Genomic DNA, 19,726 nt, shown 5'->3' on the forward strand with positions numbered 1-19,726 from the left:
CCCTCCTAAAGATATTATGGGGGAATCAAAGGGAAATTTCAATGAAAATGTATCCTGAATACGTAGTAAACACGTAGTAACCGTAGCGAAATCAAGTAAAATGTCGAGAAACAAAATATTGAAAAATGGCTGTCTAATGCGGTTTTTGAAACCAAATAAAACACGGTAAAACGAAAATTAGTCATTCTTTTGACTTTTAATCAAGGTGTCCGGGGTTCGAATCCCCGATGGTTCACCAAAATAAAGAAGCACCCGCAGGGGTGCTTCTTTATTTTGCCATTGGGGGTGAGAACCCCGCGGTGCAGGTGGGGAGAAAAAGGAAAGTTCCGACTGCTTATAGCTGCTTAAGGGACTCGCGGAACGCGGGTGGAGTGTGCCAACACCCGAATCCCCGATGGTTCACCAAAAAAACCGTATCAGATAGCCATCTTTTTGACTATTGGGGCGGCTTTTTTACTTGCTTTAATTCTTTTCAAGTGATTGAAAGCGGCTAAAACCCACTTCTACGTCGTAAAAGTGTCGTGCTGAAAAATCAGGGGAAATATAGTATTGGTACAATAACCATGATATAATTAAAAAGATTCAGAGAAGCAATTCATCTCATTCGCCTGCAGCGCGCGGGCCTGAACACGTTCAACTTTTATTAGACTTGGAAGGTGTAAGAATGGATTCTATGATAAACGAGAAAATACAGTTGGCTCAGCAAGGGATTGCGCGACTGCATAAGATTGACGCCATGCTGCAGGACCTGCGAAATGAACAGTCCCAATTAAGCCGCAAAGTTGCCGAGCTCAAGACTGCTTTAGAAAAAGAAAACTACGATGTCGTTAAGCTGGGCGACAGAAGTATTGCCGCTGTCTTTTATTCCCTGTTCGGGAAGCTGGAAGAACATCTTGAAAAAGAACAGGCGGAAGCTCTTGCCGCGAAGCTCAAATACGATCAGGCCATCAGAGATTTAGAAAATATAAAATATCAGATTTCAAAACTTTCCATGGAACGGCTGAACTATGTGGATTGTCAGCACGATTTCGACATTCTCTATGCCGATAAAAAGGAACAGATCATGAAAGACGGCGGTAAATCCGCTCAAAGGATTCTGGAACTGTCAACCCAAATAAGCAGTGGAAAAATAAATCTGAAAGAAATCAAGGAAGCAATATCCGCCGGGAAGGAAGCGCTGGCCAGTCTGGATCGGATTCAAAGCAGTCTTGGCCATGCCGAAGGCTGGGGAACCTGGGACCTTCTTGGCGGCGGGCTGATCTCCGACCTTGCAAAGCATTCCCATATTGACGACGCAAAAGAGGAAACCGAAAACGCGCAGCGGCTGTTACGGCAATTTCACGCCGAGTTAGCCGACGTTCAAATCCATTCCGACATTCATATTGAAACGGGCGGATTTGCAAAATTCGCAGATTTTTTCTTTGACGGATTGATTTCCGATTGGTTTATGCAATCAAAAATCAACCAGTCGCAGGAAAGCGTTTTCCATGTACAGAGCCAGGTCCATGACACCGTACATCGGCTTGAATCAATGGAATCCCGGGCAAACATCGACATTGAAAAAATGGAAGCGGAAATGGAAAGTCTGATTATCGCCGCACAATGAGAATCCTTTTGTCTGGAGGGCCGTAAGCGACGATGGAAAACGGAAAAGCGGACCAATATTACACATACATGCTGCTCTGTTCGGATGGTACGATCTACAGCGGCTATACGACCGACCCGTATCGGCGCGCCGCCGTACATAACCGTGGAAAAGGCGCAAGATATACCCGCTCCCGCCTGCCGGTTACGCTGGTTTATCAGGAAAGCTTTGCGACAAAAAGCGAAGCTCTCAGGCGGGAAGCCGCGCTCAAAAAGCTGAGTCATGCCGGGAAGATCGTGCTGATTGCGGGTGCCGGTTTGAGTCCATCCGCCGGCGCCGTCTGATTGATCCAATCAAGTATCACTTCCGCGGCAAGTCCGATATTTCCGAGCTGGCAGTGGCTCCCTGCATTTTCTTTTGCGGTAAACATTCGCGCCGTCAAAGAGCGCACGTTTGTCAGAGCGGAGATCTGTTCGGTTAACTGGTGAACGGGCACATAATGATCGTCCTGTCCTGCGAGCAGAAGAACATCCTGTGTAATGAGCGGCGAAATCTCCGCTGTGTTATAGGACAGGGTCTTGTGGAGGAAATCATAAGGGGAGTCGCTCCCCATCACGTGCATCCCTTGCCTGATCCCCCACTCCACTACAAGACTTTTTTTCATCATCAGGTCGACGGCTGTATTGATTTCCAAACGCCTGCCATGCAGGACGGCGTATCGTGCTTTTTCACGTAAGGAATCATCCATCTGGCGCAGCAGTACTTCAAAGAAGTCCGCAAGAACATCGAAGGCAATCACTCTTTTTACCCTTTTCTCGTAAGCGGCGGCCCTCAGAGCCAGGCAGCCGCCAAGGGACACACCAATCAGGGTGACATCATTGAGTTTGAAATAATCAAGGAGGGTATGGACTGGTTTTTCCCATTCGGGAATCATCGGCATGTTGCATTCTTCCAGCACTGTCCCCTGGCCGGGGCCATCGAAGGCAATCGTATCATAACCGGCGTCTTTCAAAACCAGAAGCATGCGCATGAACTCTTCAATGTAACCGTCAAACCCGTTGCACACGACGACAGTCCCTTGGGGGGATGGAGGCGTAAAACGATAGACTGAGAGATAACCGCTGTTATAAGGAATCCGGTATTGCTGATCATCTGTAATGCCATAATAAGCATTGTTCAGTGAAAGAAACCGGTGGCGCAGTTCCTGTTTCTGTGCATTGCTTTCCGGGACAAAAAACTCGGCTCCACGGAAATACGGGGCGGCTTTCAGCTTTTCGTCCCGGTCCAGCGCCTGATTGCCAAGGCGCGTAAATGATGCGATCAGATCTTCGTAAGAACGGATAGACGGACTTGCGGCCTGCATTTCCTCCCGCATCGTTTCGTCGTTTGACCAGTTGTAAAACCGGTTCATTTGAAAATTGACGCTTACATCCGGATGCATCTGAAAAAGTCCAACAGGAAAATCTTTAGTCGTCCATTTTTTATCCATAATATCGGCCTCCTTTAGAATTTTACATCCAAAGTATAAGCGTTAAATCGGGTCGCCGCAATGATTGATCCGTATGCAAATGTAGCTTATACGATATACAGGCAGAAAGTGTAGATTCAGATAAAAGATGATAGACAGGTGGTATGAAAATGTCCAGTGAACAGGATCTGCGTGTGATGAAAACCCTGACGTTTATAAGAAACTCCTTTATAGAGCTGATGGATGAAAAGGGGTTCCGCAATCTTACCGTAAATGATATTGCAGACAAAGCAAGGATCAGCCGTTCCACTTTTTACCTGCATTATGCCGATAAGTATGAACTGCTGAATAAAGTGACGGATGAAGCAATCTCATCCATATTGAGCCTGGTGGAGCCTGAAGAGCATATTGTCCACGGAAGTCTGAATTACGATGGCTTTCGGGAAAATCTGAATGCTATCTTTCATTCGATTGAAAAAGATTCTTTGCTTTATAAACTCATTTTAAATGATAACGAACATTTGGGGTTTTGCAGAAAGTGCGAAGATGTTCTGAAAACTAAGTTGGAAGAAAGTTTTGAAGGAGAAATTCAGGTTTCGAGAGATTTGTTCTTTGAGTTGATGGCCTCTTTCTATATTTCGTTGGCAAGATGGTGGCTGAATCACGACATGAAGTACTCACCGTCGTTTTTGGCGAAAGAGATGGTGAATTTTCTGACCGTCGTGCCATGCAACCTGATCGGGGTTACCACAGAAGATTCCGGCCCTCCAAATATTTCGGCGCAGGCTGCAGGAGATAAGACGGATGTGGACAGGAGAACGAAGCCGCAGAATGGAACGGCGGGTAAAATGGTCATCGATTCAAAATAAAAACGGAACCGGAAGGAAAAGGTGGTTAGTGTAATGAAAAAGGCTTTGATTGTCGTGGACTATCAAAAGGATTTTGTCAACGGAAGCCTCGGATTTCCAAAAGCGGAAACACTTGACGAGGCGATCGCCGCCAAAATTCGGGAATACCGCTCTTCCGGCGGCGACATCATCGTTACGCTGGATACTCATGCGGAAAATTATCTGGAAACCCAGGAAGGCAAAAATCTTCCTGTGGTCCATTGTGTCCGCGGAACAGGTGGATGGGACCTGTTCGGTGAAACGGCAAAGCAGATTCGGGAAACGGACCGGAATTTTGAAAAGGGAACTTTCGGTTCGCTGGCGCTGGCGGAATATCTGAAAGAACAGGGGTATGAGCAGGTTGAACTGGTCGGCGTGGTGTCCAACATCTGTGTGATTTCCAACGCCGTGCTGGCAAAGGCGGCCCTTCCCGAATCACTGATTGTAGTGGATGCCGCTTGTACGGGGAGCAGCGATGATGCGATGAATGAAAAAGCCCTGGACGTGATGGATGGCCTTCAGATCAAGATTATCAACCGCCGGTAAGCAACATTTCGGTCGGACCTTCTATTAGCCATATGTTTTGAAACAGGTAAGGGAGTAAAACACTGCTAAACTCCAATTGCCTGTCAGGATATGCAGCTGCGGCTGCTTTTCCCTTATGATCTTTAAAACAGTTATGGTTGACAGCATATCTTGGATATGATATACTGTGAACGTTGTTAGCTAACAGCGTTCACAAGGAGAGAATTATGCCGAAAAGCAAAACGGAAAGCTACCCTAAAATTATTTTGGCTGCGAAAGAAGAGTTTTTGAAAAAGGGCTTTGAGCAGGCATCCCTGCGGGACATTGCTGCCAAGGCCGGCATGAGTGCCGCAGGACTCTACCGCCATTTTGCCGATAAGGAAGCGCTGTTTGCCGCTTTGGTGAACCCGCTGCTTAATCAGCTTGATGGGGTCTACGACTCTATCCGGAAGCGGGACTATGAATATCTGAAAACCGGTTCTCTGGACGAAATGTGGAGAGACAGTGCGGAAATCCGTTATTTTCTGGATCTGATTTACGGCCATTTTGAGGAATTCAAGCTTTTACTCTGCTGTTCTTCCGGGACAAAATACGAAAATTTCATTCACGACTTTGTAGTGCTTGAACAAAAAGAAACGCTGGAATACATGGAAACCGCCCGGAAGAAGGGAATTCCCGTCCGTGAAATAGAGCCGCGGGAACTGCATCTTTTGCTCAGCGCTTATGCCACCGCGATTTTTGAAGTAGTTGTGCATGATTTTTCGAAAGAAGAAGCTGCGCATTATCTTTTAACGCTGCAGGCATTTTTCTATCCCGGCTGGCGGGCTGTTCTGGGGCTGTAATCCGCAGCCCCATTTCTTTTACATATCGGTTAGCAACAGCTAACTATACTGGAGGTGCTACATGAACGAAAAACAGGAAAACCCAATCAGATACCTCTTCCGGTTTGTGGGAGAGGAAAAAGGAAAGATGACAATCTCCGTAATCCTGGCAACCCTGGGGGAATTGTTCGGGATGCTGCCGTTTCTGGCGGCGGCTATGCTCGCCAACGAGGTGTACGCCGGAACGGCAACCGTAAAAAGTGCGTTGCTGTGGGCGGGAGGCGCCGCGTTGGGGATTATGATGCGCACATTTCTATGCACCAGATCTTCGGCAAAAAGCCACCGCATTGCGTTCACTATTTTAAGGAATATCCGTCGTTCCATTGCCGATAAGATGCGCCGTGTACCGCTTGGTGTTATGCTGGAGACTCCGTCCGGCGTTTACAAGACCCTGATGGTTGACAACGTGGGCAAGCTGGAGGACTCCATCGCCCACATCATCCCGGAAACGCCCTCGCAGGTTGCGGCAATGGCGTCCTGTCTGATTTTGATTTTTGTGCTGGACTGGCGGATGGGGCTTGCATCCCTTATCACCCTGCCGCTTTCCGTCCCTTTCATTTTCGGAATGATGCGCGGATATGGTGAAAAGATGAAAACATACCTGCGCTCCGGCAACGAGATGAATGCGGCGCTGGTGGAATATGTGGGCGGCATTCAGGTAATCAAGGCTTTTGGAAGAACCGGGGCTTCGTTTGGAAAATTTTCCGATGCGGTGGACTTTTTCCACGACAGCACGCTGGACTGGTGGCGTCAGTGCTGGTTCTGGATGGCGGTGGTCAAGGCGATTCTCCCTTCTACGCTGTTGGGAAGCCTGCCGGTCGGCGCTCTGCTGTATATGCACGGCGAGATTACGCTGCCGGTTTTCATTGCCTGCATTGTAATCCCCATCGGCTTTATCGCGCCGTTCATGAAGCTGGCCTTCGGCAGTGAACAGCTGACCACCATCGCGGCGAACCTGAAGCCGATCCGGGAGTTCTTTGCCACATCGGAGCAGACGCGCCCCGAAGAGCGCGTGACGCTTCGCGACAACTCCTATTCGTTTGAAAATGTCTCCTTTTCCTATGACGCTTCCAAGGAAGTGCTGCACGGCGTCTCGTTCCGGACACAGCCCGGAACGATGACCGCGATCGTAGGGCCCTCCGGTTCGGGAAAATCCACCATTGCCAAGCTGATGGCTGGATTTTGGGACGCTACGGGCGGTACGGTGCGCTACGGCGGCAAGGATATTCAGGAAATTCCGTTTGACCAGATGATGGAGGAAATCGGCTATGTGGCGCAGGATAATTTCCTGTTTGATAAATCCATCCGGGAAAATATCCGCATCGGCAATCCGAAGGCTTCCGATGCGGAAGTGGAGGCTGCGGCAAAAGCGGCCAACTGCCACAATTTTATTTTGCAGCTCCCGCATGGCTACGATACGCGGGCCGGGGATGCGGGGGACCGCCTCTCCGGCGGGGAACGCCAGCGTATTACCATTGCGCGGGCGATGCTGAAAAAATCCTCCGTGGTCATTTTAGACGAAGCCACCGCCTATGCCGATCCGGAAAGCGAAGCTCAGATTCAGCAGGCTGTGGGGCGGCTGGTACGGGGGAAAACGCTGATCGTGGTAGCGCACCGGCTGTCCACCATCCGAAACGCCCATCAGATCCTGGTTGTGGACCGAGGAAAGATTGTAGGACGGGGGACGCAGTCCGAGCTTCTCCAGAATTGCCCGCTGTACAAAACCATGTGGGAAGAACATATCGGCGCTGCGGATTTCACGCAGGAGAGGAGCGAGGCGTTATGCTGAACATGATCAAACGGATTCTTAAAATTTCCGGCCGCCATCAGTCAAAAATTCTACTGGGCATCTTCCTGAACTTTTTAAAAAGCGTCTCCATGGCCATGATGCTGTTTGCCGTTTACGTGGTCGTGGATCACCTGAACGCATTGACTCCGCGGGTAATCTGGACCGCGGTGGGAATTCTGCTGGGGAGCGTTGCGGGACGGTTCCTGTTCCAGTGGCTGATGGATATCTGCATGAGCGCCAAAGGCTTTGACATGTTCCGGGATTACCGTCTGGCGATTGGAGAACGGATGCGCAAGGCCCCTTTGGGTTATTTCTCCGAGCAGCGCCTCGGCAGCATCCAGACGGTGCTGACTTCCACGGTAACGGAGCTGGAGCAGTATTCCATGCTGGCCGTCACCGACCTGACCGGCGGGGTTCTCATGACGCTGGTGATGATGATATTCTTCCTGTTTTACAACCCGATCTTTGCGCTGGTAACGCTGGCGGGACTCTGCGTCGGCATGCTGGTACTGCACATCATTCAGTCCGTAGCCAGCAAACAGACGCCCAGAGTCCTGGCGGCACAGGAAAACATGACCACACAGGTGCTGGAATATGTGCGCGGCATATCGGTGCTGCGCGCCTTTTCCCAAGCGGATGGAAGCGAGGGCGCGGTATATGAGTCCTTTGACCGCAAACGTCAGGCCGACCTGGACCAGGAATACGCGTCCCTCCCTCTTCTGAAAATTTATCAGGCGGTCTACAAAGTGACCGGCTGTGCGCTGATGTTCACGGCAGCCGCCTTATATCTGGCGGGCAGCATCACACTGACCTACTGCCTGATGTTTATTGTCAGCGCCTTCCTGGTCTACTCCGAAATGGAACAGATGGGCGACGGTGCGTTTCTTGCCCGGAAAATCACTACCGAATTGAACCGTCTGGAAGCTGTAACTGACATGCCGGAGATGGATAACAGTATACAGGTTTTGAAACCGCAAAACTTTGATATCGAACTTCGGAACGTCTCCTTCGGTTACGACGACCGCCGGATCATAAACGATGTTTCTTTGAAGGTTCCGCAGGGAACCACCTGCGCCATCGTTGGGCCGTCCGGCTCCGGAAAGACGACCCTGTGCAATCTGATTGCGAGATTCTGGGATGTGCAGGAGGGACAGGTATTGGTCGGCGGTCAGAGCGTAAAAGGCTATACGGTTGACAGCCTGATACGGTACATCAGCATGGTATTCCAGAACGTGTATTTATTCCACGATACCATCGAGAACAACATCCGCTTCGGCAATCCGGACGCTACCCACGAGCAAGTGTTGGAAGCGGCCGGACGCGCCCGGTGCCATGAGTTTATTTCCGCCCTGCCGCAGGGCTATGATACAATGGTCGGGGAAGGCGGTTCCACTTTGTCCGGCGGCGAAAAGCAGAGAATCTCCATAGCGCGTGCAATTCTGAAGGATGCTCCCATTATCATTCTGGATGAGGTCACCTCCAGCGTGGACCCGGAAAACGAATTCCAACTGCTGGCCGCGATCCGGGAGCTCACGAAAGGGAAAACTTTGATTTCCATTGCTCACCGGCTGACTACCGTGCGGGATGCGGATCAGATTCTGGTGGTGGAAGACGGACGGATTACCCAGCGCGGAACGCATACCGAACTGATGGCGCAGGAAGGCACCTACCGGAAATTCCTGAAAATGCGGTCGGAAGCAATCGGATGGGAGCTGGCCTGAGACCCAGTATTTTTCGGCTCTTGCTTTACGGCAGGAGCCGGTTTTTTGCGTTTCTTTCTGTCTATCCGGGATTCCTAATAACCATATTGACAAGCCACTAATGACTTGAATATTATGTATTAATCTTTCATGAAGGAGGTATTGCATTGAGCCTGAATCGTTATGTCAATGACGATTTTGATGCCGTCGAATCAGCATCAGATCGCGGCAACTGTAACGACAGCTGTGATAGCGGAAGTGCGAAAGCGTTGAAACGAATCCTTTCCTTACTGGATGATTTGAACAGTCAGGACTTGCGCATATTAGACGATATCATTGAGCGTCTGGTTTGCAGCCGCAAAAAATAAATATAGTCATTGTCTACTCCTAAGGATATAAATATTTGTCCCTGGTTTATCTGCCGCTCCTTAACCGGAGCGGCTTCGTGTATGTGAAAACCCCACGTTAGATCGTCGGCGCGGTTGGTGTGAACGGTGTGACCGAGATTCTCGCGGCACGCCAGTTGATTGCAATCCCTGCGGTCGGTCTTATGAAACATACATACCCCGGATACTGGTGTTACATCACGCCTACTCTCCGCGACGTAGAGGCAGTGTATGCGGCGGGAGCTGAAATTGTCGCGGTTGATGCGTGCAAGCTGCCAAAGCCCGGAAACGTGTCGGCCTTCTCACAGCTTCAATACGGTGTGTCCGCGGAACGCGGGTAGAGGATGCAAGCATCTGAATTCCCGATGGTCCACCAAAATAAAAGAGCACCCGCTGAGGGTGCTCTTTTATTTTGCCATGGGGGTGAGAATCCCTAAATTTTCTCCTTCGGAATAAACGATTGTTTTTTCTCCTGTGCGGTCGGTTTCGCGGTTTCCTGCGGCGCAGGCTGTACGGGCTGATTCGGCTGCCCGCCGTCCGCCGCCGGGACCGGCTGTTCCGCGGAAGGGGTCTGCCCGGTTTTAGCCGCTTCCACCGCCGACTGAATGGCCTGCGCCGTGGTGGATGGTTCGGAGATATGCTGGAGCGACACGCCCAGTTTGTCAAGCGTCAAAAACTTCAGCAGAGTGTCCATGACCGTGTTGCTTCCGCCGCCGTTGCTGCCGCCCGACGGCTGCCCGTCGTTTCCGCCCATGTTGACGACTGTTTTCGGGACAATATCCACTTTGGAGTTTTTGATCGCGTCGGTCAGTTTGTCGGCGACTTCCTGAATGACACGGTACTCCGCGCCGCCGTAAGCCCGTACCTGCGCGTCAATGGCCTGCGCCTTGGCAAGGCCGACGTTGGACTCCTTGGAAGCCTCGGCTTCGCCTTCCAGCCGCACTTTTGATGCGTTGGCTTTTGCCAGCGCGATGATCTGATTGGCTTCCTGTTCCGCCCTGCTCGCCATGGCGGCGCCGTTGTTGCCTTCAATCTCAATCTGGATTTTCGACTTGGTCAGGAAATTCTGCTGCTCGGCGACCGCCTGGGCCTCCCGCAGGGATTTTTCGCTTTCCGCCGCCGACTGCTGCTTTTGATAGGTGATTTTCTTTTCCTCCGCAATCTGGCGTTCACGCAGCTGCGTCAGGATGTTTTCAATCTGCACATCCGCATGGGAAGACCTCGGCGTACCGATGAGTACTTCCTCCAGCTGCAGGTTGTATTTCTGAAATTTATTGCGCATTTCGGTTACAGCGCGTTCACGGATGGCGCTGCGCTCCTGGATCAGCTCGATCAGGGTCTTGGTCTGCGCCACATCCTTAAAGTACGCGCTTACAAGCGGGTCAAGGGACTGGTTGACCAGCATGTTGATGTCGCCGAAGCGCTGGATGACCCACGGCGCCTGCTTGTAGTCGATATGCATGACGACGGAAAGCGGGAGCGAAGGCTCGAACGCATCCTTGGTGATGATATCGACCTCGGTCAGGTTCTCGTCGTATTTATGGTCCCCAACCTCTGATTTGTTCCATTTCAGAATGATATTGGTGGTGGGTACCAGCACCACGCGTCCGGCATCGGTGTTAAACGCATACTTTCCGGGCATCAGCGGCTTCTCCAGCACACCCTTGCAGCCAGCCTCCACCAGCTCGCCGTGCTTGTAATCCTCGCCCGTCGTGTCGACACCTTCCTTTCCGAAGAAGGAAACCACGACCCCGACAAATCCGATGGGGACCACCGTTTTCGGGCGGAATTCCACCGTAGCGAACAGGCGGTTGATGTAATAGGTGCCGTCCGTCAGCACCTGCAGCTGCTTGCCGCGGCGGCCGCCCAGCTCCAGAAACCGCTCCGGGTCCTGAAAGCTCGAGTGCCCTTCGCCCACGCTCGGCGCGATGATTTCGCCCTGCTCCAGCGGCATGCCGTCGTGCACGGTGACGATCCCCACGATATCGCTGGTATCGCTTGCGTTGGCCATGATGACCACCGGGCGGAACGCGTCGCGTTCCAGCAGCGTCTGCTGCATGCTGGCGATCTCCGCGCGTTCGCTGCGGGAATTGCCGATCGCCTTAATATCGCTCGGAGTAATCACAATGAACTGCGCCAGATTGATGGCGTATGTACCTTCTCTCAGAATCCCGCGCTGCGGTCCGCGCTGGCCGCCGTTCTGCAGAAAACCGCGCACGTCCTGAAAATTGTTGGCCTGCGCCACTACTTCTCCCAACGTCTGCGTCGGAGCAAGCGGCAGGCCGTCCCGCGCGAACAGATAGGCGATCTGGCCCTGTGGAACCGTAATGAGGGGGTATTTGTGGATTTTATACATCAGGGCGGATTTGAAGTGCATGCCTCCGCGCAGAAGGTCGGGCGCGTAGCCGGCCTCGCCGTGCAGGGCGATGATGGAATCCTTCAAAGAGCCTTTTCTGCTCCACCATTTTTCAACCACGGCGACCTCGTTGGAGCCAATAATCCGCAGGCCCAGAATTTTAAAAATCAAAAGATAGAGCACTGCGACGGCAATCAGAATATACAGCGGAATCAGAATAACGCCCATTCCCATTTCTCCTTTACCTGTTTCATGGATTGTGAAGCGCCCGCTCTCCGGGAGGGATGCGGTCGCCGTGCCAAAAAAACGGGGAAAAACGGAATCTCTTTCGTGTTTCGACCGTCAACAGCACATTACTAAATCTATGCTTCATTATATTCTACAATGACACGGATTTCAATAGAAGGACGGTAACAGGGAAATACCAGATTTTAGGGGGATTTTCTGCCGCCCCAGTGTCCCGGCCCCGCTTCCTGGATTCCCATTTGTATAAATTTACATAATATGTAAATTCTAATAAAAATCCCATATCAGGGAATGAGGGCTGATAACCATTTTTTTTGCAGCTTCGGAGAAAATATGTCAGCACTGTTTTGTTGTGCCCGTGGACCGAAAGGGCGCCTGATCCGGTTCAAAAAGTTTTTTTGGATGATTCTCAAAATTGAGGGTGTAGGCCACCAAGTGTGCTAAAGAGGTCGACGAAAATGCGTTTTTTTACAAAGTTGGTTCGATTGCTTAAACAACAGCATGAACAAAGCAAAGAAGCGGACGGGAATAACTGGAGCGGAGAGGAGAAACAGGGCGGGAAGGTGAGCGCGCAGATCCTGTCCCCGGAGCTCAAAGGTAACCTCGATGCCGTCAGAGCCAGGTTTGGGGAGAGTTCCGACCTCATCATCCGTGAATTTTTTTTTGGAAAAGAGAAAGACGGGGGAAAGAAGGCTGCACTGATTTTTCTGGACGGAATGGTAAATCTTTCCACCATAAATGATGACATCATAGAGCCGCTTATGCGTCAGGGCTGGCTTTCCCGCAGGGGGGAAACGTCGGACCTGTCGGGTATGGATGAAATCCGGGACAGGCTGTTGACCGTCGGAGAAGTAAAAACGGTCTATACTTATAACAAAGTGACGGAGGCCTGTTTGTCAGGCGACGCCGTGCTTATGACCGAGGGTTCCTGCAAGGCCCTTGACATAGGTGCAAAGGGCTGGGAGAAAAGAGCCGTTTCCGAGCCGACCAGCGAGACCGCTATCCGCGGGCCCCGGGAAGGGTTTACCGAAAATCTGAGGACAAACACGACCATGATCCGTCGGAAGATAAAAGATCCGGCGCTCAAAATCCGTGCTGCCGTCATTGGGAAACGTACGCACACGCAGGTGAACATCCTCTATATGGACGGAATTACAGACCCGGAACTCATTTGCGAGGTCGAGCGCCGACTGAAGAAAATTGACACCGATGTGGTGCTTGCTACAGGTTATCTGGAAGAGTATATCGAGGACTCGCCGTACACGGCTTTTCCGACCATCTGGTGCAGTGAAAAACCGGACGCGGTCGCCGGAAAGCTGCTGGAGGGCCGGGTTGCCATTGCCGTGGACGGTTCCCCGTTTGTGATGACGGTGCCGATGCTGTTTGTAGAGAACTTACAGAATGCGGAGGACTATATCACGCGCAGTTATTACGCAACCATGATGCGCATACTGCGCCTGGTGGCGTTTTCTATCAGCCTGTTTGCGCCGGCCGTGTATATAGCGCTCACTACCTATCATCAGGAATTGGTCCCAACCACTTTGCTGTTTACGATAGCGGCATCCGCTGAGGGGGTGCCCTTTCCCGCGGTAGTGGAGGTAGGCATTATGATGGTTATTTTCGAAATCCTCCGGGAAGCCGGTATCCGTATGCCCCGGCCGGTCGGGCAGACCATCAGCATCGTGGGTGCCCTGGTGATGGGAGAAGCCGCCGTGCAGGCCGGAATAGTCGGTGCTCCGGTCGTCATCGTCGTCGCAATTACCGCTGTGTCGAGCTTTGCCATTCCCTTTATCACTGACGCCGTAGCAATCCTGAGATGGTTCCTGGTAATCATGGCGGCCACCATGGGGAGTTTTGGGATTACCATAGGCGCGTTGATCATACTCATGCATCTTGCCTCACTGAGATCTTTTGGCTCCCGTTATCTGGCGCCCGTAGCGCCGTTCCAAACGGCCGATCTCAAGGATACCGCGGTGCGCTCCCCGCTTTGGGCCATGCGGACCCGCCCCGAAGAAATAAAACCGCAGGACGTGAAACGGGAGAATATTCCTTCCCCCAATGACCCGCCCGTCGGCAGCGGGGACAAACAGGGGGAAAATCCATGAAAAAACAGGCTGTTAAAACCGGCGGGAAGGTTCTCCGAACTTTCTCCGCGTCCCTTTCCCGGAAATGCCAAAAGGGGGCGCGCCGCGCCGGCGTATTTTTGCTCTGTATTCTGCTCATTTTATGCCTTTGCTCCTGCTGGAGCCAACGGGAGCTCAACACTCTGGCCATTGTGCTCGGCACCGCTCTGGACGTAGGCGATCAGCCGGACACATTGACGCTGACCGCACAGGTGGTCAAGGCGTCGGAGCTTGGCTCCGGAACATCCACAAAGGGGGGCGGGTCCGAGGGAAAAGCCTATGTAAACGTCAGTTATACGGACAGCAGTGTGCTTGCCGCTGTCCGTGAACTGACGCGCATGCAGAACCGAAGGCTGTATTTTGCGCATAATGAAGTGCTTATTTTCAGCAGTGATCTGGAAAAAAAGGACATCGCGGAGGGGCTGGACGTATTCATACGCGATTATGAGACGCGCATGAATATCAATATTCTAATCTCAAAGGGCAAGGCGTCGGAGATATTGAACGAAAATGTTGAACTGGAAAAGATTCCTGCTCTTCATATTTCCAAGCTGATGGGAAATCAGAAATCCAATTCGGAAACAGTGACTGTAACCCTGCGCGATTTTGCGATTGCGATCCTAAGCGATTCTGCCGCTCCTGTGGCCCCGATGGTAAAATTATACGAATCCGAAGGGAAGAAGTACGCAAAGCTTGAAGGCACCGCGGTCTTTAAAAAGGGAAAAATGATCGGGGAGCTGAATACGGAACAGACAAGAGGAGTCCTGTGGGTGACGAACAAGGCTCAAAGCGGAGAGAAGACCGTAAATACACCGTGGGGACAGGTCACTTTGGAAATCCTCCATTCCAGCAGCAATTTAAAGCCTGTTAAAGGGGAGGATGGGACGATCAGGATGAAGCTTACAATTGACGTGGAAGGGGCTATTCAAGGCAATGAGACCGCCGAAAACATGTCCCGCCCAGAGAATGTTGCAATGCTGAAAGGACGGATGGAGGACGCTGTCCGCTCAGATGTCGGGAGCGCGCTTGCGCAGGCGAGAGCGCTTTCCGCCGATGTATTGGGATTTGGCGAGGCAATCCGCCGGGAATATCCGGAAGAATGGGAAAAGATGAAAGGAAACTGGGATCAGGAATTCCCGAAGATCGGCATGGATGTTCAGGTAAATGCCGAGCTGGGTTCTGAAGGCGGCTTGGTAAAGCCGGTGACTCCGGGAGGTGCGCAATGAAACTGGAAAAGGGAAGCATATCATCGAAAGACCTGATGTTCTCGGTGTTTTGCTTTATGCAGGGTACCGTGCTGCGTTCCGGCTTCATCATCAGCGTGACCCGGCAGGACTCCTGGGCGATGGCCATTACCGGCTTTTTGCTCACTCTCCCGATTCTGGCTGTCTATACCGGTCTGCTGCGAAAATTTCCCGGAAAGAACCTGATCGAGATCGACGATATTGTATTCGGCCCGGTTTTTGGGAAAATTCTGTCTGCTTTGTACCTGTTCTTTTTTGTGTCGCTGGCCGCGCTCAATACCCGCGATCTTGGAAACTTTGTGGCGGGCTATATGATGCCGGAGACCCCGATCGCGGCGGTTACCCTCGTCTTTCTGGTCGGGTGCGCTTATGCGCTCCGCAAGGGAATTGAGAACCTTATGCACCTGTCAGTTCTTTTTACTATCATTGCCATGGGAGCGCTGGCTGTCAACTCCATTCTGCTGCTCAAGGACGTGCAGCCGGAATTTCTGAAGCCGTTTTTTCAACTGAAATTCCCCGAATTCGTTCAGGGAACGGTCTCTGTGGCGGCGGTTCCAATGGGAGAGATTTTGGCCTTCACAATGATCACTCCCATGCTGGAAAAGGGCAAAAAAGCCGGAAAGCCCCTTCTGCTGGGATTAGCTTTGTCGGCCGCGTCCATGGTGTTTGTCATCATGCGCGATATTATCACGTTGGGTCCGCTTGTCGCGATCGTGTCTCTGCCGTCCTTTGAATCGATGCGTTATGTAAGCCTTGCGGGTATCCTCACCCGGATGGAGAGCATTTATGCGGTGGTCCTTGTGATTCTGTTTTTATTTAAGGTAAGCATCCTGCTGTATGCATTTGTACTGGGATTAACCCAGATGCTGAGCGGGAAAAGCCCCCCGCGGGCAAATCCTGATCACAAGGGACAATCCTGCGAAACGGAACAGCTGCAGGGGCAGCACAGCGCTCCTCCGCTTATGCTTATCTCCGTGGCATTCGTGTTTTTCTATTCGCTCTTTGTTTTCGAGTCCATGATGGAAAATATGAATTGGGGCGCAACGACGGCTCCCTTTTTCTCGCTGACCTTTGAGTTTTTGCTTCCGGCCGTATCCCTGCTGGTAGTCTGCCTGCGGAAGATTGGCAAAGCGCAGGAGGTGGGGGCATGAATCTGCTGCTGATAATCATCGCTTTTATCGGCATCGCCCTGCTCGATCTGCCTGATATGATCAAAAACAAGCGTTGGCGCGATCTTGCCATCTATTCGGTTATTTTTCTGCTGGTGTTCGTACTTGGGACGCTTATGGCTTTCGATGTCAAGATACCAAGCCCGATCAAAGCGATCCAGGCGTTTTATCAGAATGTTTTGCATCTGAGCTTCAAAGCGTCCTGATCATACGACGAAGCGCCCATAGAACCGGATTTCGGTTCTATGGGCGCTTTTAACACAGACCGTTCACAGAGAGCCTGACACAGGAAACGCTTTTCTCATTAGGGTTTCTTTATCCCCATCACGTTTGTCTCCGGCAGCAGATTGCCCCCGTCGATCACGTTTTCCGTGCCGGTAATATACGAGGATTCCTCGCCGGCGAGAAAGGCCGCCAGCTTTCCCACCTCTTCCGGCGCGCCCAGACGGCCCATCGGGACTCCGGCCGCGATGCTTTCCAGCACAAGATTGGGATTCCGGGGATTGGTTGCCGCCGCGCTCCTGCGGACATTCGGCGTTAAAATAAAGCCGGGGCAGATGGCGTTGACCGTAATTCCGTCCTTCGCCAGTTCTACCGCCAGCGATTTGGTAAACCCGACCAGCCCCGCCTTTGTCATGGCGTAAGCGGTGTATCCCGGGTCGCTGACATAAGGGCCCGTCACGGAAGCGATATTGATGATGCGTCCCCACCGGTTCTTCAGCATACAGGGAAGGACCGCCTTTGTCACATTCCACGTGCCCTTCAGGTTGATGTCGATATGCCGGTCGCGCAGTTCATCCGGAAAGGCCTCAAACCGGGAAAGCTTCGCGATCCCCGCGTTATTGACCAGAATGTCGATGCGCCCGTATTGCATCAGCGCGCCTGCCACCCCGGCACTTACGCTTTCCCGGTCCGCAATGTCCATTTTGACCGTCGCTGTATGGAAATTTTGCCGGTTCAATTCCTCCGACGCGGCTTTTGCCTGCCCGGAACGGCCGGCCAGGATAACGAAAGCTCCCTTCGCGGCCAGCTCGCGCGCGATTCCGAAGCCGATTCCGGACCCCGCGCCGGTCACAAGCGCTACTTTTTCGCTCAGCACACCGCCGCCGCCTTTTGTACGTTCCTGCGGACAAATTCATAGGCCATGCGGCGCGTTTTTTCCAGATAGTCCGCCCCGACCGTTTTCGCCGTGTCGCTTTCCCTGTGGCTGCCGAGCCACGCCAGCCTGACAATGCGCCGCATGAGAACAAAGGTGGGCATTTCCGCGAAATCCTGTAAAGAAAGGCAGCGCACCGTCTGGTAGCCCTGCAGCCACGCCTTGCAAAGCTCTTCCAGACCGTCGCTGTACTGCACCAGGCTGCATCCTAAATCATACAGGAACCATCCGAAGCCGCAGTCGTCGAAATCGATGATCTGGAGCTTCTCGCCGTCCATAATGATGTTGGACAGATGCAGGTCCGAATGAATCAGGCCGTAGCGGTCGGGCTCCTTGCCGTAGGCGGAAAGCCGTTCTTCGATGATCGCCGAGGCCTGCCTGAAAAGGATCCTGTCCTTCCGTGTCAAACCAGGATAATCGCTCCAGGACCCCCAGCGGGCGTTTTCGCCCAGCAGGTTTTCAAAATCCCAGGCGAACCGCCGAAGGCGGGCGGTTTCCGTCTCCTTTTGCACCTGTGTGTGAAGGATGGCCGCGGCCGCGCCGACCTGGCGTACTCTGGAGAGCAATTGCTGTCCGTGCAGCTCGCAGACTGCTTCGCCGGGAAGAAAGGAGAACAGGGAGCAGTTGTACTCCACTCCGCTTTCCGGGGAACGGAAGGACTGCAAAGGGCTGCCGTTCCTGCCGGAAAACACCTGTGGTACGGCGAGCTTTCCGCCGCGGCGGATCTGTTCCATCCACTGCAGCTCGGCGAGCAGTTCCTCTTTTGTATGATATCCGGGCCGGTTCACGCGCAGAACGGCTTTGCGTACGGGAGAAGCGACCGTAAAGGTCAGATTTTCCGAATTCTTAAGAAGTCCGATTTCCGCATGGTCCGGGAAAAGAAACATCCGTTCAAATTCCCGGCGTACGGTTTCCAAAAGCACCTCCGGTGTGTCTATCCGTTTCAAGATTGCAGTCACCTTCCTCTGTAATTTTGGTAAGCTTCTTTTAGCCCCTCGTCCATTCTGGCAAAAAGCTCGTCGATAAATGCCCGGTCGCACAGCAGCCCCACCTTCATCTGCAGGGTCCCGGGATGCAGGCGGGCGTTGTGCGCCCATACGCCGTGGTCGTAAAGCGGCTTTGATACGGACACGCTGGCGTCCTCGCAGTCAAAATCCAGTCCCAGAATGACCCCGCGCTGGGAGTACCCGGTCAGGAAGCCGGGATATTTTTTCATCAGATCATCAACGCCGTGTTTCAGGACCGCCTGATTTTGAACGACATTTTCGACCGTAGAGGGGCGCGTGGTTATCTCCAGCACCTTGGCGGCCACCCTGCAGCCGATTTCGGAGCCGCCGCAGGTGGAGCCGTGCAGGCGCCCGATCTCAAACAGCCATTTTCCCGCCGTCCGGTTCATGACCGTCGCCGAAATCGGATAAATTCCGCCGCCGAAGCCCTTTGCGGTCACCAGCATATCGGGCACGAACCCCTCGTGCTCAAAGCCCCACAGCTTGCCGGTACGCATCAGGCCGGTCTGCACCTCGTCAGCGACATACAGCGCGCCGTACCGTTCGCAAAGCTTTTTTACCGCTTTGAGATAGCCCGTCTCCGGCAGGGGAAAGCCGTAGGTGGCCAGAATGGTTTCCACCAGAACGCAGGCGGTGTCCTCCTTTTTCAGCTCCGCTTCCATGGCGCCGATATCGTTGAGCGGAACCTGCACAAAGGCGTTCGGCTCGCCCTCGCAGTGAAACGGCAGCTTGAACATGTCGTCTCCCGCGGAGACGGAAAGCCCAGTGTGTCCGTGGTAGCAGCCCTTGATGGAAATCACCTTTTTCCGTCCGGTCGCGTAACGGGCACTCTTAATGGCGACGTCCACCGCTTCGCCTCCGCAGGTGGAGAAAACGGAATAATTCAGATTCCCGGGGCAGAGCTTTGCCAGCTGTTCCGCCAGCTCCGCTCTTGCAATGGACGGGAAGTGATGGTTCCCGACGTCGAATTCCTCCGTCGCCTGAATCATCGCCCCGATCACCTCGGGGTTGCGGTGTCCCAGATTGTAGGTGCCGCCGTTCAGATGGATGTCGAGAAATTCCGTGCCGTCCATATCCCAGAAGCGGTAGCCCTCCCGTTTTCCCATTACAAGGTCGATCCCCTTTTTATGGAAATCCTCCACCTTGCTGGGGTTCCAGTACTCTCTGCTCTTCTGTAAAATTTCCGCTTTATAATCTGTCATTG

The 19,726-nt window shown here is 52.6% G+C and carries 18 protein-coding genes and 1 tRNA gene; 14 read left to right on the top strand and 5 right to left on the bottom strand.

What is annotated here, in order from left to right:
• Positions 1-147: 147 nt before the first annotated feature.
• The 3 genes from VXK30_RS03170 to VXK30_RS03180 all read left to right on the top strand — a co-directional run bounded on the left by VXK30_RS03170 (position 148) and on the right by VXK30_RS03180 (position 1,929).
• Positions 148-238 (top strand) — tRNA-Lys (locus VXK30_RS03170).
• 426 nt (positions 239-664) lie between these two features.
• A complete protein-coding gene (locus VXK30_RS03175) occupies positions 665-1,606 on the top strand; it encodes a hypothetical protein (protein ID WP_275716113.1) in 942 nt (313 codons plus the stop codon).
• A gap of 32 nt (positions 1,607-1,638) precedes the next feature.
• Positions 1,639-1,929: a GIY-YIG nuclease family protein gene (locus tag VXK30_RS03180; RefSeq protein WP_275716115.1), complete on the top strand. Its 291-nt coding sequence runs from the start codon at positions 1,639-1,641 to the stop codon at positions 1,927-1,929.
• Here the strand turns inward: VXK30_RS03180 and VXK30_RS03185 are convergent.
• A complete protein-coding gene (locus VXK30_RS03185; protein WP_275716117.1) occupies positions 1,866-3,074 on the bottom strand; it encodes an alpha/beta hydrolase in 1,209 nt (402 codons plus the stop codon). The genes VXK30_RS03180 and VXK30_RS03185 overlap by 64 nt on opposite strands.
• A 149-nt stretch (positions 3,075-3,223) precedes the next feature.
• Between VXK30_RS03185 and VXK30_RS03190 the strand changes: the two genes are divergently transcribed.
• The 7 genes from VXK30_RS03190 to VXK30_RS03220 all read left to right on the top strand — a co-directional run bounded on the left by VXK30_RS03190 (position 3,224) and on the right by VXK30_RS03220 (position 9,562).
• Entirely contained in the window at positions 3,224-3,922 is a 699-nt protein-coding gene (locus VXK30_RS03190; RefSeq protein WP_275716119.1) for a TetR/AcrR family transcriptional regulator, read from the top strand.
• A gap of 33 nt (positions 3,923-3,955) precedes the next feature.
• Positions 3,956-4,486 (top strand): cysteine hydrolase family protein, encoded by a 531-nt coding sequence (locus VXK30_RS03195; protein WP_275716121.1) that lies wholly within the window; start codon positions 3,956-3,958, stop codon positions 4,484-4,486.
• 206 nt (positions 4,487-4,692) lie between these two features.
• Positions 4,693-5,307 carry a TetR/AcrR family transcriptional regulator gene (locus VXK30_RS03200; protein ID WP_275716123.1) on the top strand — a complete coding sequence of 205 codons (615 nt, stop codon included), beginning with the start codon at positions 4,693-4,695 and terminating at the stop codon, positions 5,305-5,307.
• A gap of 61 nt (positions 5,308-5,368) precedes the next feature.
• On the top strand, positions 5,369-7,135 hold the full coding sequence (locus VXK30_RS03205) for an ABC transporter ATP-binding protein (RefSeq protein ID WP_275716125.1): 1,767 nt from the start codon (positions 5,369-5,371) through the stop codon (positions 7,133-7,135).
• On the top strand, positions 7,129-8,856 hold the full coding sequence (locus tag VXK30_RS03210) for an ABC transporter ATP-binding protein (RefSeq protein ID WP_275716127.1): 1,728 nt from the start codon (positions 7,129-7,131) through the stop codon (positions 8,854-8,856). Before VXK30_RS03205 ends, VXK30_RS03210 begins: the two co-directional genes overlap by 7 nt.
• 146 nt (positions 8,857-9,002) lie before the next feature.
• Positions 9,003-9,203, top strand: coding sequence for a hypothetical protein (locus VXK30_RS03215; protein WP_243122568.1), 201 nt, complete (start codon positions 9,003-9,005; stop codon positions 9,201-9,203).
• Between the two features lie 119 nt (positions 9,204-9,322).
• A complete protein-coding gene (locus VXK30_RS03220; protein ID WP_275716130.1) occupies positions 9,323-9,562 on the top strand; it encodes a hypothetical protein in 240 nt (79 codons plus the stop codon).
• 92 nt (positions 9,563-9,654) lie between these two features.
• Here the strand turns inward: VXK30_RS03220 and VXK30_RS03225 are convergent, their stop codons facing one another.
• Complete coding sequence (locus VXK30_RS03225; protein ID WP_275716133.1) at positions 9,655-11,805, bottom strand: SPFH domain-containing protein; 2,151 nt, start codon at positions 11,803-11,805, stop codon at positions 9,655-9,657.
• A gap of 503 nt (positions 11,806-12,308) precedes the next feature.
• Here VXK30_RS03225 and VXK30_RS03230 point away from each other — a divergent pair.
• From VXK30_RS03230 to VXK30_RS03245, 4 genes are read left to right on the top strand one after another with little or no spacing between them, the layout of a single operon-like run.
• The gene (locus VXK30_RS03230; protein ID WP_275716135.1) at positions 12,309-13,928 is read left to right on the top strand and encodes a spore germination protein; all 1,620 of its coding nucleotides are present in this window, start codon (positions 12,309-12,311) and stop codon (positions 13,926-13,928) included.
• Positions 13,925-15,172 carry a Ger(x)C family spore germination protein gene (locus VXK30_RS03235; protein WP_275716137.1) on the top strand — a complete coding sequence of 416 codons (1,248 nt, stop codon included), beginning with the start codon at positions 13,925-13,927 and terminating at the stop codon, positions 15,170-15,172. The genes VXK30_RS03230 and VXK30_RS03235 overlap by 4 nt, the downstream gene beginning before the upstream one ends.
• Positions 15,169-16,341: a GerAB/ArcD/ProY family transporter gene (locus VXK30_RS03240; RefSeq protein ID WP_275716177.1), complete on the top strand. Its 1,173-nt coding sequence runs from the start codon at positions 15,169-15,171 to the stop codon at positions 16,339-16,341. The genes VXK30_RS03235 and VXK30_RS03240 overlap by 4 nt, the downstream gene beginning before the upstream one ends.
• Complete coding sequence (locus VXK30_RS03245) at positions 16,338-16,565, top strand: hypothetical protein (protein WP_275716179.1); 228 nt, start codon at positions 16,338-16,340, stop codon at positions 16,563-16,565. Before VXK30_RS03240 ends, VXK30_RS03245 begins: the two co-directional genes overlap by 4 nt.
• Before the next feature lie 98 nt (positions 16,566-16,663).
• On the opposite strand, the gene VXK30_RS03250 is transcribed toward VXK30_RS03245, so the two are convergent.
• The 3 genes from VXK30_RS03250 to VXK30_RS03260 are packed head-to-tail and all read right to left on the bottom strand — an operon-like array spanning position 16,664 to position 19,724.
• Entirely contained in the window at positions 16,664-17,458 is a 795-nt protein-coding gene (locus tag VXK30_RS03250; RefSeq protein WP_275716181.1) for a glucose 1-dehydrogenase, read from the bottom strand.
• The gene (locus tag VXK30_RS03255; RefSeq protein WP_275716183.1) at positions 17,452-18,462 is read right to left on the bottom strand and encodes a phosphotransferase enzyme family protein; all 1,011 of its coding nucleotides are present in this window, start codon (positions 18,460-18,462) and stop codon (positions 17,452-17,454) included. Before VXK30_RS03255 ends, VXK30_RS03250 begins: the two co-directional genes overlap by 7 nt.
• Before the next feature lie 8 nt (positions 18,463-18,470).
• On the bottom strand, positions 18,471-19,724 hold the full coding sequence (locus tag VXK30_RS03260) for a class-III pyridoxal-phosphate-dependent aminotransferase (RefSeq protein WP_275716185.1): 1,254 nt from the start codon (positions 19,722-19,724) through the stop codon (positions 18,471-18,473).
• Positions 19,725-19,726: the final 2 nt, after the last annotated feature.

The organism is Caproiciproducens sp. CPB-2 (assembly GCF_036287215.1).
Taxonomy (GTDB): Bacteria; Bacillota; Clostridia; order Oscillospirales; family Acutalibacteraceae; genus Caproiciproducens.